The sequence below is a fragment of the Acinetobacter sp. ANC 4173 genome (assembly GCF_004331255.1).
GTDB lineage: Bacteria > Pseudomonadota > Gammaproteobacteria > Pseudomonadales > Moraxellaceae > Acinetobacter.
Genome location: NZ_SJOF01000027.1, coordinates 52,147 through 69,802, shown reverse-complemented (window position 1 = coordinate 69,802; position 17,656 = coordinate 52,147). Strand labels below are relative to the sequence as shown.

The window sequence follows — 17,656 nt, the reverse complement described above, 5'->3', positions numbered from 1 at the left end:
AAAATATGATTAAAGATGTAGAGATTTTAATTGTAGGAAGTGGTTTTGGTGGCTTGGGATTAGGAATTCAGCTTAAACGTAAAGCACATTCATCTTTTGTGATTATTGAGCGGGCCAATGATGTCGGTGGTACGTGGCGAGATAATACTTATCCTGGCGTGGAATGTGATGTACCTTCTCATTTGTATTCATTTTCGTGGAAATTAAATCCAGATTGGTCTAAAACTTTTGCACCAGGTGGTGAAATTTTGGCTTATATGCAAAATTGTGCAAAAGAAGAAGGCCTAATGGATAATATTGATTTCAATACAGAAATGTTGAAATCAAGTTGGAATTCCTCAGATAAAAAATGGTATGTGCAAACTACACAAGGTCTTTATACAACGCGCTATCTTGTAACAGCAGCTGGCCATCTTGCAGATGAGTATTTACCTCAAATTGATGGTCTAGATAGTTTTAAAGGAGAGTATTTCCATTCAGCTCGTTGGGATCATAAAGCCGATCTTAAAAATAAACGTGTTGCAGTAGTAGGTTCTGGTGCATCAGCCATTCAAATCGTACCTAAAATTGCTGAACTGGCTAGCGAAATGGTGGTTTTTCAGCGTAGTGCTGCTTATGTTATTCCACGTCCAGACTCTATCTATACAGAACAGCAAAAGCGCTTATTCCATCGTATGCCTGAAGAAATGAAGAAATTACGTCAGGATATTTTTTGGGGAGGAGAATATAATTTTATACAACGTCGAAATGTTCCTAAATTTGTTAATGAAGCGAAACAAATGGCTTTAGGACATCTAAAGGCACAAGTTGAAAATAATACTATTCGTGAAAAACTCACACCACACTATGAAATTGGCTGTAAGCGTTTATTAATTTCTAATCAATATTTTCCAACATTTAATCAATCCCATGTTCAGCTGGAATCATCAGCATTGGCAAAAATAGAAGGAAATACCCTGATAGGACAAAGTGGTGAACGACATGAAAATATTGATGCCATTATCTTTGCGACTGGTTTTGAAGCTGTTCGTCCACCGTTTGCAAAACGAGTGTTTAATGCTCAGGGTAGCAGTTTAGATGAACAGTGGAATAAAGGCATGCAGGCATATGATGCAATCAGTGTGCATAATTTTCCTAATTTATTCGTGATAAATGGACCAAATACCGGCCTGGGACATAACTCTGTTGTATATATCATTGAAGCACAGGTAGATTATATTCTTGGGGCACTTCAACAGATGTCAGCAGAACAAAAAACCGTATTAGAAGTAAAAAAATCAGCAGAAGATCAATTTGTTAAACAATTAAGGCAAATGAGTGAGGGCACTGTATGGCTTGAGGGTGGCTGTAAGAGCTGGTATGTCGATCCACGCAGTGGGAATTTAACACTTGTCTGGCCTGATTTTGCTTATTCATTCCGTGATCATAATTCAAAATTCCATCGGGAAGGTTATGTATTTAGCTAGAATATGCATGTTAATAATGTGTGATTAGAAACAAAATGGAGTTATAGAATTTTTTTTAAATTAAATGCTATAACTCATTCTAAATTAAATAATGTCAATTAATTATTTTACATCAGTTAATTCTGTATGTAGAGGAAAACTCGTCATTAAAAAACCTCAAAGATTGAGTGTTTTAGTACTAATAAGGATTTTCACATGAAAAGAACAATATTTTTGGCAATATTATTTCTCAATTCATCAATTATTTATGCAGGAATTGAAGAAGATACTGATACTAAATATTTGACAAATGGTTCAATTGATTTTATGGATTTGGCTTTATGGGCGAACAATAGTTCTGAAGGTAATTTTTTTAATTCAGCTAATTTAGCATTTAAAACTAATGCATATTTTCAAGATATTAATTTACCTATTCCTGGTTATATTAATTTCACCTATACCTTGTTTGGCTTAGCAAATGATAATCAGCTAGATACCTCGACCAATTGGATGGGAGGGGTAGGGAGTTATGTCCCAGGGGCTATTGCCATGAATGATGTAACATCAAATCAACTCTCCAATCTAACTTGGGAAGCAAAATGGTTAGATAACTCACTTGAAACTGTGATTGGACGTGTCAGTCCACGCCGTTTCTTTTATTACAATATTTGTAGTATGGCAGCACTTTGTGTTGATCCAGTGAAAACAGCTACGGGATCTCCACCGTCTCCATATGGATATTGGGCAGCTTATACTAAATATCTTATTTCTGATCATTGGTATATACATGGTGGTGCATTTGAAGTGAACACTTCTGATTATCCAGAAGAAAAGCATGGTTTGGATTTTTCATTTAATCATAATGCAGGTGAAAACTATATTTATTCATTAGGTTATAAATTCGATGATGAACGTGGACAAACTGAACTTACTTACTCAGACAATAATGCACAATATAAGAATGCTTATAGTGGTGAATATTATGATGGGATAAAAACATATAATGCCCGATTTAATTATAAGTTTGATGAGGAAAAAAAGTATGAAATTGCAGGGAGCTATTCATATATTGATCAAAAAAATTGGGCTTATAAATCATCTTGGGAGTTGGACTTAAATTGTAAAGAGTGTTTATTTCATAGAAAGTTTGGTTTTCGGGTAGGGCAAACCCAGTTAAACAATGATTTCTATGAATATACTAAAACGTTAAATGGTAATAAAAATAAAACAACTACTTTTGTATCAGCTGATACAGAGTTTAAATTTAAATATTATTCAATTTCCCCATTCATAGAATATATTTGGAATCCTGATAATTATTATAAAGGGCAAGGAGAAAGTTTTGATCAGAATTTTATCATTGGTGCTTTATTTAAGGCAAGACTATATCAATTCTAAAGGAGTAATGTAATGAGTGCAGAATATAAATTTGAATCGCAATATATCCAAGGGCAATGGCGTAGTGGTGCATCAACAACCCAACTTACGAATATCAATCCGTATACGCAGGAAACTTTATTAGAAATTTCTGCTGCTGATATGAGAGATGTAGATGAAGCTTATTCAAGTGCCCATAATGCCTATAAATCGTGGTCTAAAACTACAGAAGAAGATCGTTCAGCATTATTACAGCGTGTGATGGCAATTATTCAGGTTCGTCGTGAAGAAATTATTACTTGGTTGATTAAAGAAGCAGGTAGTACTCGTTTAAAAGCTAATATTGAAGTGGATGCTTCATTAAGTTTATTGGCAGCTGCTGTTGATTATCCGAAACGTGTAAAACATGAAACATTACCAACGTCTGTAGATGGTCAAGAAAGCAGTGTATATCGACAGGCTTTGGGTGTTATTGGCGTGATTAGCCCGTGGAATTTTCCATTTCATTTAAGCATGCGTTCAGTTGTGCCTGCAATCGTGTTAGGAAATACAGTTGTACTAAAACCAGCAACTGATACACCAGTTACAGGCGGCTTAATAATTGCAAAAATTTTTGAAGAAGCGGGTGTAGAGATTGGTGTTTTAAATGTTGTGGTAGGAACTGGCAGTGAAATTGGGGATTATTTTGTTCAGCATGACATACCCAAATTTATTTCTTTCACAGGATCTACCCGAGTTGGTAAACGAGTAGGGCAACTGGCATTGTCCTGTCGAATGATAAAACGTGTTGCTCTGGAGCTTGGAGGGAATGCACCTTTAGTGGTATTACATGATGCTGATCTGGATAAAGCTGTAAATATTGCTGCATTAGGAAGATTTTTACATCAAGGGCAGATTTGTATGAGTACCAATCGTGTAATTGTAGATACTCGTATTCATGATGTTTTTGTAGATAAACTAATAGAAAAAGTTAAAACTCTTCGTTATGGAGATCCGGATCAGTCGGAAACTTTGATTGGGCCAACGATTAATCAAAACCAAATTAATCATATTCAGGCTCATATACAACAAGGCGTTAAAGATGGTGCCAAACTTATATTATCTGGTGAAATTCAGCGTAATGTAATTCCACCACATATTTTTATTGATGTTGCTCCAGAATCGGCTTTAGCCAGAGAAGAAAGCTTTGGGCCTGTTTTACCAATAATACGAGCTAGAGATGAAGAACATGCTTTATTTTTAGCAAATGATACAGAGTTCGGTTTATCTAGTGCAGTGTGCACAGAAGATCTTGATCGAGGTTTAAAGTTTGCGTTGCAAATTGATGCAGGTATGACTCACGTGAATGATATTACAGTTGAAGATCAAACCATCGCGCCATTTGGTGGTGAGAAAAATTCTGGTCTCGGTAGATTTAATGATCGTTGGATTATTGAGGAATTTACTCGAACACATTGGGTAACAGTACAAAATACGCTTAAACAATATCCAATTTAATTTTTGATCAGAAACTTATATTTTTTTATAATAGACTAAGGATTTTCTAATGTTGAATAACAAAACGATTGTCGTTACGGGTGCTGCCTCGGGTGTAGGAGCTGCAACAGCAACTTTACTTGCTGCTCAAGGTGCCAACGTAATTTCAGTTGATATAAACCGACCAGCTCATCTAGTTGGTGAATTCTTTCAAGCTGATTTATCTGATCAGGAATCTATAGATCAATTGATTGAAGCCTTACCATTAGGTATTGATGGTTTGGCCAATATTGCTGGTTTACCTCCAACTAAACAAGCTGAATCTGTACTTGCAGTTAATCTGGTGGGATTGAAATATTTAACTAATCATTTAATGAGTAAATTAGCTGATAATTCAGCAATTGTGAATATTGCTTCTTTGGCTGGTATTGGTTGGACAGAATCACAAGATTCAATAAAAGCCAGTGAACAACTTGGTTTTGCTGACATTGAGCAATTTTGTGAGGAATATTCTATTACAGGATCCCGTAGTTACTTCTTCTCGAAAGAAGCACTAATTGTCTGGACTATGCAAAATCGATGGACATGGCGTGAGAGAGGCATTCGTATGAATTGTGTGAGCCCTGGTCCAGTAGATACACCAATTTTACAAGATTTTGTTGAAACTCTTGGAGCACGTGCAGAAGAAGATATGCGTGTAATGGATCGTCCAGGAAGACCAACAGACATTGCACCCGTGGTAGCATTTTTGCTTTCTGATGGAGCTAGTTGGATTAGAGGAACTAACATTCCTGTTGATGGAGGTATGTTCTCACATGTGCAATGTAATATGCATAATATTATGTAATATCTATTAAGATTCCTAATTTTTAAGTTTTTTGTACAAAATTTTAAAAAATTAAGTTTTCCTAAGTTGCTCAAAATTTAAGTGGCAACTTAGGTATGAGGTCGACCTAATTCATTAAATTTACTTAAGATGGCTATGCGAGCATATATCTCGTTGACCTGACTCGAAATATGTTTTGCTGATAATTTATCGACTAACAATTTGATGCAGTTTATTTTGAACCGTACTGGGTTTGTCAGAGACCACTTTTCTTAAGAGAATGTCCCAATGACAAAACCAAAATTTACTCCTGAAAATCAGAGATAGAGCCGTTCGCTATACCAGCCGATTAGAAGCAGCCAATCTAAGAGCTTCTGTTGGTGAGACTCATATGACAACGCTTTGACTGAAATGGTGAATGGTTTATAAAAACTGAGGTGATTGAATATTTGAAATCTGATTGGAGTGGTTTGGCTGATGTAGAGCTTGCTACATTGAACTGGTTAGATTGTTCCAACAAAAAACGGTACATAGTACAACTGGATATGTATCGTCATTTCAGTTTGAAGCAATGTACTATGATCAGATGAATGCGTTAGGTTAGGCAGTCTAACTTAATAAACTGTCTCCGATAAACCAGTTACGGTTCATTTGACATTTACTGAAAAAATAGCGAGAAAGTAAACTTCAATTGTTAAACAAAATCTACTGCTCGCTATGTCTTATACAATTTTTACCGATCAACACTAGTTAAATGGAGCTTTACACTCAAATTATTTATTAAGGATGATTCTGTACTTCAAATCGTAGAAGGCTTAGAAATTTAGTTTAACACTGACCCCTGCAACCCAAGCATCATCAATTTCTTTTGAACCATAAGGTTGATACACGTATTGCAGGTTAGGACGAATCATGACGGCAGGTGAATAGTAATAGGTATAATTTAATTCTGTATCAATTTCATCATCTCTTTTGATGTTAGCAGCAACTTTGTCATTAAATTTATAACGACCTACACCCAAACTAATCTGATCCATAGGACGAGCATCAAATGCACCTTTATACCAGAACGCCACTTGTTGCGTGTTTGAAATAGAGGCTGTTGAGTCATTGTTAAAGGTTAAATTCACGGTGCCGTATAAACCACGGTTAGAATTTTCAGCATGGGCAGTTAATTGCTGCTGTGCATTCAACCAGATGCCTGACTTAGGATCTTTCCCATCTGAACCATCAATTGTTACATAGTCCTCACTGCTCCAGAATCCACCAAGTTTATATTCACCTGTTAACTGATTTATTTTCTTCGTTTTCCATGCCAATTCAACTGGAATTAGGACACCTTTTGCCTGATCCGTACTCAGATTGAAATTTGCATTATCTTTTTCTTCAGTATTTTCAGGGTTATTTTCATAGACCCCTGCACCAACTGTCCATTCAGGTGAAAGTTTGTATTTAATATTGGCTGCCCAGCCACTTACAGGACCGTTATACCAAACGTCACCCTGAGCCTTACCTATTTGTCCGCCACATAAAATAAGGCTTTGGAATTCACAATGCGAGCTATTGAAATCTTCAGCCATGCTCATTCGACCGAGTTTCACTTGTAGGGTATTGTCCATAAAGCCTGTTTTTACCCAAGCCTGAGTTAAGCGCCAAATTGTGCCGCGTCCGTAAATTTCAGTTGGACTACCTTTCATTCCAATATCACTGGCTAAATTTCTACCATCACGCTTGGTCACTGTAATCGCTGCAGTGGTATCTTTCCAACCCGCAATTTTACTCAAGTCAAAATTGGCACCTAAAGTAACTTGGTCAGCATTACGGGTAGGATGACTATCCGACTTTCCACCATCAACCAGTGTCGCTGTTTGGTTCATTAAGGAAAGGTTAAACTTATAGCCTTGATCTTCTAGTTGTTGACGATTTCCCCCCCAATCACCAAATAACCATTGACGGTCTTGAGACCATGGCTCATTGGCATAAATACTTGAACTAAAAATGGAAATACAAGAAAAAAACAGTACTGATTTTTTTGAGGTGAAGAGGTATAACATGTTCATTATGCTGATCCTTTGCATAAAAATTCATTTTTTAGACACAATACGGGAGTGGAAAGCCCAATGACTCCCGCAAAAATTATGTGTAATTGATCAAGTGAGAATGCCGCTCACGGCATTCAGAAGAAACCTTTAAGATGGTTGTTGTATTTTGTCTAATTGAGCAGGTGTGGTTTGTTTTTTAATGACCAGATACATACTGATTACCACGACACAGCCAATCGAAAAGAGTACGGCATCAAAGTTATAAAGATGGAGCGGTGCCACGCCTGCATCAAGCAAATAACCTGCGCCAAGCGGAGATAAAATTCCACCTAAACGCCCCATCGTAATTGCAGAGCCTACACCAGTAGCACGAATTTCTGTGTCATAGGTACTATTTGCTAGTGCGTACATACCTGCAACACAGCCATTGTTGAAAATACCCACGAATACAGCCACCCACATTGCGTGCATATAGTTCCCCGAATTGATAACGAAGATACCAATACACACTGCCGTAAGGGCAAAGAATGAAGACAAGACATAGTGAATTTTGAAACGTACAGTCAGGATTGCCATCATGATTGCACCGAAAATACCGCCAAAATTTAAAATAATCCCTAAACTTACACCTTGTTCTGGAGACATACCTGCCATAGACAACAGTTTAGGTGTCCACGTTAAGATGAAGTATTGACCTGCCATGACCGAGAAGAATGCACTCCAGACAAACAATGTACGGGCTTTTAACTGACCTTTTAATAAACTAGCGATAGAAACTTTACCAGCAGTGGCTTTTTGAGGTGCAGGGAATGTTTGAATGGTGCTAATTTTAAATTTCGCGAGGGTTTTATTGACCTTTTCGAGTGAATTTGGATCACGTTTTATCAATTGATATTCAATTGATTCAGGTAAGATAAAGTATACGAGAACGAGAACGGAGAGAGTAAAAATGCCGCCGTACATAAATACGCTACGCCAACCAGTAGTACCAATCAAGTGATAGGCAATCATCCCGCCAAATACTGCACCTAATGCATAACCTGTGGAAAGGAGTGCAACGGATAAATTTTTCCAACGTGGTGTAGAAAACTCATTTGCCATCACTGCACCATTGGTCAGTAATCCACCAATACCCAAGCCAGTTACAAAACGTAAAAACCCAAGTTGATAAGGGCTAGCGACTTGGCTACTAACCAACATGGTTAAGCCTGAAAGTAACAAACAGGATAAAATGATGGTACGGCGACCAACTTTGTCGGCAATCGGTGCAATAAATAATGAACCAAATGCCATTCCAAGCAGCCCTAGGCTGATCAAAATACCTAAAAATGACCCTGAAAGTGCCCATTCTTTAGACACAGAAGTGGCCGTAAAGGACATAACTTGAACATCGTAACCATCTACAATATTTAATAGAATACAGAGTGCCACCAGTGACCAGCGGTAACTATTCATGGGTTTTGTCTTTAATTCGTTGAATATATCCATATTTTCTATTCCATTCATTTGGACGAATATTGAGCTAAACAACTTCATGGCGCTAAAAAATACCATTTTAAAGACCATGAGGCGTATTGATTTAAAAATGGATAAATGTAATCGTTCAATTTATCCTATGATTTTAAGAGGTAACGTTCACTATATTTGCTGATAGCAAATGACCGTATTCATTACATGCTGATATTTTTATTCTTCTTCCGTATGGAAAGATAATTCTTTTCACTCGGAATGGTATGATTTTTATTTATATTAATAATAGATTCATGCTATATAAAAAATTTTATTAAACATTTGATATTAATAGAAATAGTCTATTATTTATAGTTTTTATAGCTCATACAGACCTTGATTAGGTTGAATGTCCAATACAAGTTACTAATACCTAAATTATAATTTAATGAAGTTTCGTTGATGCACAAACATTTTGAATACTTTCAATCAATGCTTTACTGGCTGCGGATTGAATACTATTTTTTCGGGAAATAATGCCAATTTGACGTGAGGTGTATTGCAGATCAAAAGGGAGTTTCTTAATTAAGCCTTGATCTAATTCGTATTTCATTTGCTGTTCAGATACCACCGCAATCATATTGGATTGTAGAAGTAAACCACGACTCAGTGCCAAGTCTCCTGTTTCTACGGTAGGCTCAGGTGGGGTCAAATTTAAATTCCTAAAATTATCCTCCATGAGAAGACGGGCAGGTGAATTTGCACGGGGTAGAATCCATTGCTGTTGTAATAGGTCTTCGAACTGGATATTTTTTTTCAATAAGGGATGTTTGTTCCGCACAACCATAAACATCTTTTCATCGAATAAAACCTGTGACTCTAAATCGGATGATTGCTGTTGTGGGCGTAAGGCTCCGACAATAAAGTCGATATCTCCTGAACGTAACTGTGCCACCAACGATTCATAAGCATTTTCAAATGTTTGAAAGCGGACGGCTGGATATTTGTTCGCCAGCGAAGTAATGGCTTTAGGCAGCAGAAAAGTTCGAATCAGCGGTAAAGCCCCAATACGAACGGTTCCCTGAAGTTTACCAATAAAATTTGCTGTTTGATTGGGTAGGTCGTGAATGATATTTAAACAGCGTTTGATGTTTTGTTGTATGTCATTGCAGATTACAGTCGCTTTAATCCCGTTGGGTGTACGAATAAACAATTCGGTATTTAGGGCGTCTTCAAGTAATTTAATCGCGGAGCTGACCGCAGGTTGTGTAATATGCAGTAATGAGGCGGTATTTTTCATCCCTTTGGTAAGATAGAGCGTCGAGAAAATTTCTAAACGTCTTGTATTGTATAAAAAAAATGGTTCATTTATCTGTGCATGTTGAGGCTTATTAGGTTGATTATTTGCATACACCAATTGAGGAATACGTTGTAATTCTTCAATTGCATTTTGAATTGGAGTATGCAGGAATTTTCCAATCTCCGTTAAGATCACGCCATTGTGATGACGTTCAAAAAGCTCCACATTCAATTGTTTTTCTAAATCGCCAATCGCACGGGTAATCGCGGATTGTGTGCGAAAAAGATGTTCGGCAGCTTTAGATATATTTTGAAATTCAGCAACGACCAAGAAGAATTTTAGTTGCATTAAATTAATTAGATTATGCGTGTTCTGGCACATAAATATCCTTCTTCAAAATATAAATAAAACTCATATCAGTGCGGGATAAAGTCATTATCTTTTCGACTTTGTACATGTGAACATTTCGGTACAAAGGAGATTATTTATGAACGACAATACTTCCAACAAAGCAGGTTTAGTCATCAGTGCTCACTCGGCAGATTTTGTATGGCGTGCAGGTGGTGCAATTGCATTACACGTTGAACGCGGCTACAAAATGCATATCGTCTGCCTGTCTTATGGTGAGCGCGGAGAATCTGCGAAGTTATGGCGTCAAGCAGGGATGACCGAAGCAAAAGTAAAACAGGTGCGTGAGCAAGAAGCACGTGCTGCAGCAGAAGCGCTCGGTGCAAGCATCGAATTCCTTGATTTGGGCGATTATCCATTGCCGAGCAATAATGACATTATTTTTAGATTAGCTGATATTTATCGTGAATTACAACCAAGTTTTGTGTTGAGCCATTCTTTACATGATCCGTATAACTACGATCATCCACGTGCCACACATTTAGCTCAGGAAGCGCGTATTATTGCACAGGCTGAAGGGCATAACCCAGGTCAAAAAATTGTGGGTGCACCGCCATTCTACTGTTTTGAACCACATCAACCTGAACAATGTAACTGGAAACCCGACGTATTGTTAGACATTACTAGCGTTTGGGATAAGAAGTATGCCGCAATTCAATGTATGCAGGGTCAAGAACATTTGTGGGAATACTACACGCGTGTAGCGTTACAACGCGGTGTGCAAGCTAAGCGTAATATCGGGATTACCAATACCAAAAATATTGTATATGCCGAAGGCTATCAAAGCATCTTCCCACGTGTTACGGAGGATTTAACGTGAGCTTAATTGGGCGTAAAGGCGTAGTCGTTCGTAATATTGATCGTGCAGATTTCGATACAGTCAAAACATTAGCAACCTATGGTGTTGCAACCGTACACGAAGCGCAAGGGCGTAAAGGTTTGCTTGCCCCCCGTATTCGACCAATTCAGCAAGGTGTGTCTATTGCTGGGTCCGCCGTGACACTATCTGTTGCACCAGGCGATAACTGGATGTTCCATGTTGCGGTCGAACAATGCCAACCTGGCGATATTATTGTTGTCGCACCAACTTCGCCATGTAGCGACGGATTCTTTGGTGACTTGCTTGCAACTTCGATGCAAGCACATGGCGTGGTGGGCTTAGTTGGAGATATTGGCATTCGTGATAGCCAAGTCTTACGCGATATGGGCTTCTATGTGTGGTCAAGTGCAGTGTATTCACAAGGTACGGTAAAGGAAACGCTCGGCTCTGTGAATGTACCCATTGTCTGTGCCGATCAATTGATTAACCCAGGTGATGCAATTGTTGCCGATGATGATGGTGTTGTTGTTGTCGCACGTACAAAAGTGGCAGAAATTCATGAGCTGAGCCAAAAGCGCATGGATTTGGAAGAATCAAAACGAGTCCGTATGGCAAATGGTGAATTGGGCTTGGATATTTATGAAATGCGCCCGAGATTGGAAGAAAAAGGGTTGATTTATGTAGACCGTTTGGAAGATTTGGAAGATTAAACCATGCAAACAAAAATACGATGCATGCTCATGCGAGGAGGAACCTCAAAAGGTGCATATTTTCTCGCATCTGATTTGCCACAAGATCGTGTGTTACGCGATCAAGTGTTGCTTGCTGTCATGGGGTCACCCGATGTTCGTCAAATTGATGGGATTGGTGGAGGAGACTCCCTCACCAGTAAGATAGCCATCATTGGTTTATCGGACAGTCCCGAAGCCGATATTCACTATCTGTTTGCACAAGTAAATATTGATCAAGCCATTGTGAATTATGGACAGAACTGCGGTAATATTTTGGCTGGAGTAGCACCGTTTGCTTTAGAGCGTGGTTTGATTGAAGCAAAAGACCCGATTACAACGGTTCGGGTCTTTATGCAAAATACTCAACAAGTGGCAGAAGTATTGGTGCAGACTCCGCATGCTGAAATAGAGTATGAAGGTGACACTGCGATTGATGGTGTTCCACATACAGCTGCTGAAATTGTTTTAAATTTTGAAAATATTGAAGGTTCAACTTGTGGTCACTTGCTACCAACGGGACAGGTGCAAGACATCATTTGTGATACGCCAGTGACCTGTATCGACTATGGCATGCCTGTAGTGCTGATTCGTGCATGCGATCTTGGTATTCAAGGTAATGAAAGCAAACAGGAATTGGATAGCAATATTCAGTTAAAGCAGCGTATTGAATCCATCCGTTTGATTGCGGGTCAGAAAATGCACTTGGGGGATGTCCACTTAAAAACCATTCCTAAAATTTCAATTGTTTCTAAAGCATTATCAGGCGGTGCAATTAATACTCGCACCTTCATTCCGCATAAATGTCACGCTGCGATTGGTGTGTTTGGTGCAACTAGTGTTGCCACTGCATGCTTGATTGAAGGAACTGTAGCCGCTGATGTTGCCCAAACCACAACCGAGCTTGAGCAAAGATTAGAGATTGAACATCCAACAGGGAGTTTTACGGTATTAATACAGCGCGATCCTCAATATCAAATTATGGGTTGTGGTTTTATTCGAACTGCACGTGCGTTGTTTGATGGGTACGTGATGATTCCTAAAACGGTTTGGTCGAATCGTTAAGTAATAAAACACAACTAAATATTGCAATCCATGATTTGCATGGATAACTTGAATTTCATGAGTCTTTACTGGCAATGCCCATACACCTGCATTGCCAGAATCCAATGCTTCATTCTGTAAAAATAAAGCAGGGATTAAAACAAATAAGTCTGAGTTTTAGCCACTTCGAGTACATATGCAGCAAAATCGGTAATGAGTTTAGGTGTAAAAGTTTTAATGTATATCAGGGAGCATAGGCTGAATTTTCATCCCTCTATAGATCAGCTATTTAAATGAATATTTCCTAGTAATGTTATTATAAATAATAATCATTTCTTCATTTTCTGTTCTCATTTTTCAGCAATAATTAAACTTAAAATAGTGATAGTAATTACATGATGAAAAAGTTCAAAATAAAACCTCTTATATTGGGGATATTCAGTATTGCATTTAGCTCTGCAACGCTTTTACACGCAGAAACACAACTAATTTCTCTGAAATTTGATCAGAAGAATTTCACAGTCAAAACAATCAATGTGAATGGTTCTACACTCAAAGTATATGCTTATGAAGGCATTACTTATGTTGCAAATCCTGTTGATAAAAAATATCAAAGCATCAATATTTATATTCCAGAAGCCTATTTTGAAGGTCAATCCATCAACGGCTATAACGCCCAGAATGCCCCTATTTTTCTGCCAAATCAGGTGGGAGGGTATATGCCAGCAGAACCCGGTACTTTGGAGGGAAGACGCCCACCAATTATGCAAAAAAACAATGCAGCCGAAATGCCAAAGGCTAATCCACCTGAGGGAAATGCATTGGACCTCTCCAAAAATCAACAACGCCCCAACACTATCGCTAGTGCTCTAGCGCATGGTTATGTGGTAGCTTCACCAGGAGCACGTGGGCGCACATTGCAAAATACCCAAGGACAATATATTGGTAAAGCACCTGCTGCAATTGTGGACTTAAAGGCTGCTGTTCGTTATCTCAAGTTGAACGATTCGATGATGCCTGGTGATGCCAACAAGATTATTTCAAATGGTACTAGTGCAGGAGGAGCACTTTCAGCATTACTAGGGGCAACAGGTGATGCCAAAGATTATGAACCCTATTTAAAACAATTGGGAGCAGCTCGAACAAGCGATACAATATTCGCAACTTCAGCGTATGCTGCAATTACTAATCTAGAACATGCTGATGCAGCATACGAATGGCAACTCGCTGATGTCCATCAATATAAAAAAATAGATATCAGCATGTTGGACTATAAAATTCAACGTAAAGAACAGGCAGGAACTTTAACTGTAGACCAAATACAAGTGTCTCAAGATTTACAACAACAATTTCCAGTCTATTTAAACACTTTGCGGCTCAAAGATAAGCAGGGGCAATCACTTCAACTTGATGCCAACGGAGAGGGCAGTTTCAAAGATTATATTAAATCGCTATTGATCCAATCTGCACAGACTGCCTTGGATCAGGGAGGAGATTTAAGTTCGTTAAAGTGGCTCAAGATTGAAAACAAAAAAATCGTCGATATTGACTATGATGCCTATCTGCAATATTTAGGGCGACAAAAATTACCACCTGCTTTTGATGCCTTAGATTTATCTTCAGGTGAAAATGATGAATTCGGAACAGCAAGCATTCCTGCACAGCATTTTACTGCATATTCGATGAATCATCGTACTCAAACAAATCGTACGATGGCAGATCCTAAAATTATTGCAATGATGAACCCAATGCACTATATCGCATCTCATCAGGCAAGTACTGCCAAACATTGGCGAATTAGACAAGGAACACTGGATAAGGATACGAGTTTTGCCATTCCTGCAATTTTGGTTACTACCCTTGCAAACCAAGGCAATTCCGTTGATTTCTCTTTGGCTTGGAATCAACCTCATGGTGGTGATTATGATCTGAATGAGTTATTCAAGTGGATAGATCAAATTGCACATCAATCAATGAAGTGAATCTTTCTAAATAGTCAGATCGCGTTCAGGATCAATTTAGGTGGATGCGATCTGACTATAAAAGACAGCCCTTATCACAGGGCTGTCTTAAAAGCTGATGAAGCGTGATTGAATTAGTGGGGATAGGTTGAGTGTTAATTTGTATCCATTGATTTTGCTTGTGCACCACCTGCAACGGAATATGTAATTGGAACTTTACGTGTTGCCAAGAACTGTTCTAGAGTTTCTCCACGGAATGCAGCATATACTTGTGGGTTTGGTACACCTAACACAGCCGCCATTTTCTCTAAAACAAAGAAACTCACGCCTCTACGAATCATTTCAATCCATTTTCGTTCGCGAATTAGTGTTTTCTCTTCATCATCTAAGCCACGTTCATTGGCAAGGGCTTCGAAGTCGTTTAAAAATCGCGAACGATGTTGAGGAAGTACCAAATCATGTAAGAATGCATTCATGCGTAAATTGGCATGGCTCACGGCATGCGTAAGCGGATAAGTCCCTTTAAGCAGTTCAGCACCTTGTAATTCATAGTCAAGATGTTGGCGATAAGCTTCGATTTCATCCGTTGTTGCCGCTTCGCCTAAATCCTCGAATATTAGTGTGGCAATATTGGTAACTGATGGGGCGTAATTTTGTTTATGAATCAGTTTGACATTGTCTGATAAAGCACCTCGCATAATCAGCCACATCACTACCTCGGCACCTTCCCAACCACCTTTTTCAGCAAATTCAGCAATACGCATATTGGCTAATATTTCAGGTTGTTTTTCAAGAAGGTCAAGGAATTCCGCATCCCATTCTTCGTTCAGAAATCCTGCACGTTCGCCGTGTACCTGATGAGAAAGTCCACCCGTTGCCATGATTGCGACATTTAAATCCTCAGGATAACTTTCAATCGCTTTACGTAAGGTTTTGCCCATTTTCCACATGCGTTTGGCACTAGGAATAGGAAATTGCAACACACCCACTTGTAATGGAACGACCTGACCTGACCATGGACCTTGCTCGTCACCGAGCATAGAAAGCGGCGATAAAAAACCATGGTCGACAGCTTTACCTTGAAAGAAAGACATATCAAATTCATCAGCAACCAAAGCTTTTGCAATATGTTGTGATAAGCCTAAATGTCCATGCGCAGGGGCGACCGCACGTGGACCACCACCTTCATCCGCAGCAACATATAGATCATCAATGCCGAGGGTAAATGCAGAATAATGGTCAAAAAAGAATGAGGTGACATGATCATTGTAAATGGTAAATAAAACATCAATTTTCTTCTCATTTACCCAGTTACGAATGACATCAAAACCTTCAAAAATGGGTTTCCATGCAGGATCTTGATGTTTACCCGTATCTTTTGCAAAGCCAATGGTTGGAGAGTGCGAAGCTCCGATACCGCCAATAATACGTGCCATGAAATTTTCCTTTTTCAGTGCGTCAATCGCAATGCTGTTCTCATCATTTTAATTATTGCTGCTTGGGGAACAACTAGCTAAAATGAGATTCATCGTTCAGAAAAATGAACAATTCACTTATGAAATGGAATTTAGATGATATCCCCGTGTTTCTCGCCATTATAGAGCGAGGAGGGATTTCTGCTGCGGCGAATACATTAGGAATGCCTAAATCTACAGTCAGTACAACCTTAACGCGTTTAGAGCAAAATTTGGGTTTACGTCTAATCGATCGTTCTTCACGAAGTTTACGTATTACTGCCGAAGGCGAAGTTTTTTACCGTCAGGCGCAGCAGATTATGGAGCAGGCAGTTGCAACGGATTCCCTTATGGCAGATTTAGGGAGTGTCGCAAAAGGACGTTTAAAAGTTGCTCTTCCACCAGCTTTTAGTGAAGAGTTTGTGGCATCTTATTTATTCGATTTTTGCCAGCAACACCCTGAAATTGAATTGGAAATTGTAATTACCAGTCAAGGTGCGGAGTTAATCCGTGATCAGGTGGATATTGCGGTTGTGGTGGGGGAACTTGAAGATAGTGAGTTGGTTTCCTTACCTTTAATTCGTGGAGAATTAATTTGGGTAAGTAGTCCAAAATGGTTAGCTCAAAATAGATTACCTGAAACATTAAATGAATTGAGTGAATTGGTTAAGATTTGTGAAACCCGATATGCATTGCGGCGTTTACCTGTCTATTTTGACAAGGCCATAGATTATCTAGACTTATCGCATGGTGTCATGCGAGTCAATCATCCGCTTATTGTACGTAGAATGCTCATGTTAGGTGGTGGAATATCAATGTTGCCGCAGCATTATTGTGTCAAACAATTGGCTGAAAAAAGTTTGATACAAATTTTACCTCATTTCAAACTCAAGCTATCTAGCTCTCAATTGACCGCAATTTATTCAAGTCGACGTTTAATATCTCCACGAATACGAGTCTTTTTAGAATTTTTAAAGAATATTTGTAAGGAGTAACGATACACGTTTAAAATTGATCCTAGACATTATCGTGGACGACAAATCTCTCTAAACTCTTAAAATATTTCTGTTCCAAGGCTTCTGGGTTTAACTAGCCTATCATTTAGATAGCCCATAAACTGCGCAACATTTTAGGAATAATTAAGTAATTCTGGCTCGAACCTATTAGTGTTTATCGCTATCGTAATATTTCTGTAATGCGAACGAAGGCTGTGAAATTAATTGAGTTAATCGGCTTATGAAAGTAAATAGACTTAAATCACAGAGAGACTCTCGTAAATCTAGAACTTATGCAGATACTCTAACAGGCGTGTTGCAAATGCTTTAG

13 protein-coding genes and 2 pseudogenes are annotated in these 17,656 nt (G+C 38.6%); 10 read left to right on the top strand and 5 right to left on the bottom strand.

Annotation, left to right across the window (positions count from 1 at the left end; all coding sequences use genetic code 11):
• Positions 1-5: 5 nt before the first annotated feature.
• From E0H94_RS18330 to E0H94_RS18315, 4 genes are all read left to right on the top strand, one after another.
• Entirely contained in the window at positions 6-1,466 is a 1,461-nt protein-coding gene (locus tag E0H94_RS18330) for a flavin-containing monooxygenase (protein WP_131327794.1), read from the top strand.
• Positions 1,467-1,661: 195 nt separating this feature from the next.
• Complete coding sequence (locus E0H94_RS18325; RefSeq protein WP_131327793.1) at positions 1,662-2,843, top strand: carbohydrate porin; 1,182 nt, start codon at positions 1,662-1,664, stop codon at positions 2,841-2,843.
• Positions 2,844-2,855: 12 nt separating this feature from the next.
• Entirely contained in the window at positions 2,856-4,319 is a 1,464-nt protein-coding gene (locus E0H94_RS18320; protein WP_131327792.1) for an aldehyde dehydrogenase family protein, read from the top strand.
• Between the two features lie 49 nt (positions 4,320-4,368).
• On the top strand, positions 4,369-5,145 hold the full coding sequence (locus E0H94_RS18315) for a coniferyl-alcohol dehydrogenase (RefSeq protein WP_131327791.1): 777 nt from the start codon (positions 4,369-4,371) through the stop codon (positions 5,143-5,145).
• 89 nt (positions 5,146-5,234) lie between these two features.
• Here the strand turns inward: E0H94_RS18315 and E0H94_RS18310 are convergent.
• Positions 5,235-5,396: pseudogene (locus E0H94_RS18310) on the bottom strand (IS5/IS1182 family transposase); the annotation flags it as partial.
• Between the two features lie 56 nt (positions 5,397-5,452).
• Between E0H94_RS18310 and E0H94_RS18555 the strand changes: the two are divergent.
• Positions 5,453-5,728, top strand: a pseudogene (locus tag E0H94_RS18555) (IS3 family transposase); the annotation flags it as partial.
• A gap of 211 nt (positions 5,729-5,939) precedes the next feature.
• On the opposite strand, the gene E0H94_RS18305 reads toward E0H94_RS18555, so the two are convergent.
• From E0H94_RS18305 to E0H94_RS18295, 3 genes are all read right to left on the bottom strand, one after another.
• Positions 5,940-7,184 carry a carbohydrate porin gene (locus E0H94_RS18305; RefSeq protein WP_131327790.1) on the bottom strand — a complete coding sequence of 415 codons (1,245 nt, stop codon included), beginning with the start codon at positions 7,182-7,184 and terminating at the stop codon, positions 5,940-5,942.
• A 129-nt stretch (positions 7,185-7,313) separates the two neighbouring features.
• Complete coding sequence (locus tag E0H94_RS18300) at positions 7,314-8,621, bottom strand: MFS transporter (RefSeq protein WP_227548679.1); 1,308 nt, start codon at positions 8,619-8,621, stop codon at positions 7,314-7,316.
• Positions 8,622-9,060: 439 nt separating this feature from the next.
• Entirely contained in the window at positions 9,061-10,296 is a 1,236-nt protein-coding gene (locus E0H94_RS18295) for a LysR family transcriptional regulator (RefSeq protein ID WP_131327788.1), read from the bottom strand.
• A gap of 106 nt (positions 10,297-10,402) precedes the next feature.
• On the opposite strand from E0H94_RS18295, the gene E0H94_RS18290 reads away from it, so the two are divergent.
• From E0H94_RS18290 to E0H94_RS18275, 4 genes are all read left to right on the top strand, one after another.
• Complete coding sequence (locus E0H94_RS18290) at positions 10,403-11,143, top strand: PIG-L deacetylase family protein (RefSeq protein WP_131327787.1); 741 nt, start codon at positions 10,403-10,405, stop codon at positions 11,141-11,143.
• A complete protein-coding gene (locus E0H94_RS18285) occupies positions 11,140-11,853 on the top strand; it encodes a 4-carboxy-4-hydroxy-2-oxoadipate aldolase/oxaloacetate decarboxylase (RefSeq protein ID WP_131327786.1) in 714 nt (237 codons plus the stop codon). The genes E0H94_RS18290 and E0H94_RS18285 overlap by 4 nt, the downstream gene beginning before the upstream one ends.
• Before the next feature lie 3 nt (positions 11,854-11,856).
• A complete protein-coding gene (locus E0H94_RS18280) occupies positions 11,857-12,936 on the top strand; it encodes a 4-oxalomesaconate tautomerase (protein ID WP_131327785.1) in 1,080 nt (359 codons plus the stop codon).
• A 374-nt stretch (positions 12,937-13,310) separates the two neighbouring features.
• Complete coding sequence (locus E0H94_RS18275) at positions 13,311-14,897, top strand: subtype B tannase (RefSeq protein WP_131327784.1); 1,587 nt, start codon at positions 13,311-13,313, stop codon at positions 14,895-14,897.
• A 134-nt stretch (positions 14,898-15,031) separates the two neighbouring features.
• Here E0H94_RS18275 and E0H94_RS18270 read toward each other — a convergent pair whose 3' ends face one another.
• Positions 15,032-16,312 carry a gallate dioxygenase gene (locus E0H94_RS18270; protein ID WP_131327783.1) on the bottom strand — a complete coding sequence of 427 codons (1,281 nt, stop codon included), beginning with the start codon at positions 16,310-16,312 and terminating at the stop codon, positions 15,032-15,034.
• Between the two features lie 119 nt (positions 16,313-16,431).
• Between E0H94_RS18270 and E0H94_RS18265 the strand changes: the two genes are divergently transcribed.
• A complete protein-coding gene (locus E0H94_RS18265; protein ID WP_131327782.1) occupies positions 16,432-17,325 on the top strand; it encodes a LysR family transcriptional regulator in 894 nt (297 codons plus the stop codon).
• Positions 17,326-17,656: the final 331 nt, after the last annotated feature.

What these genes read in the sequence shown, in the direction of transcription:
- E0H94_RS18330 (WP_131327794.1), top strand. Translation starts at nt 6, where the DNA reads ATGATTAAAGATGTAGAGATTTTAATTGTAGGAAGTGGTTTTGGTGGC.
- E0H94_RS18325 (WP_131327793.1), top strand. Translation starts at nt 1,662, where the DNA reads ATGAAAAGAACAATATTTTTGGCAATATTATTTCTCAATTCATCAATT.
- E0H94_RS18320 (WP_131327792.1), top strand. Translation starts at nt 2,856, where the DNA reads ATGAGTGCAGAATATAAATTTGAATCGCAATATATCCAAGGGCAATGG.
- E0H94_RS18315 (WP_131327791.1), top strand. Translation starts at nt 4,369, where the DNA reads ATGTTGAATAACAAAACGATTGTCGTTACGGGTGCTGCCTCGGGTGTA.
- E0H94_RS18305 (WP_131327790.1), bottom strand. Translation starts at nt 7,184, where the DNA reads ATGAACATGTTATACCTCTTCACCTCAAAAAAATCAGTACTGTTTTTT.
- E0H94_RS18300 (WP_227548679.1), bottom strand. Translation starts at nt 8,621, where the DNA reads ATGAATAGTTACCGCTGGTCACTGGTGGCACTCTGTATTCTATTAAAT.
- E0H94_RS18295 (WP_131327788.1), bottom strand. Translation starts at nt 10,296, where the DNA reads ATGTGCCAGAACACGCATAATCTAATTAATTTAATGCAACTAAAATTC.
- E0H94_RS18290 (WP_131327787.1), top strand. Translation starts at nt 10,403, where the DNA reads ATGAACGACAATACTTCCAACAAAGCAGGTTTAGTCATCAGTGCTCAC.
- E0H94_RS18280 (WP_131327785.1), top strand. Translation starts at nt 11,857, where the DNA reads ATGCAAACAAAAATACGATGCATGCTCATGCGAGGAGGAACCTCAAAA.
- E0H94_RS18275 (WP_131327784.1), top strand. Translation starts at nt 13,311, where the DNA reads ATGATGAAAAAGTTCAAAATAAAACCTCTTATATTGGGGATATTCAGT.
- E0H94_RS18270 (WP_131327783.1), bottom strand. Translation starts at nt 16,312, where the DNA reads ATGGCACGTATTATTGGCGGTATCGGAGCTTCGCACTCTCCAACCATT.
- E0H94_RS18265 (WP_131327782.1), top strand. Translation starts at nt 16,432, where the DNA reads ATGAAATGGAATTTAGATGATATCCCCGTGTTTCTCGCCATTATAGAG.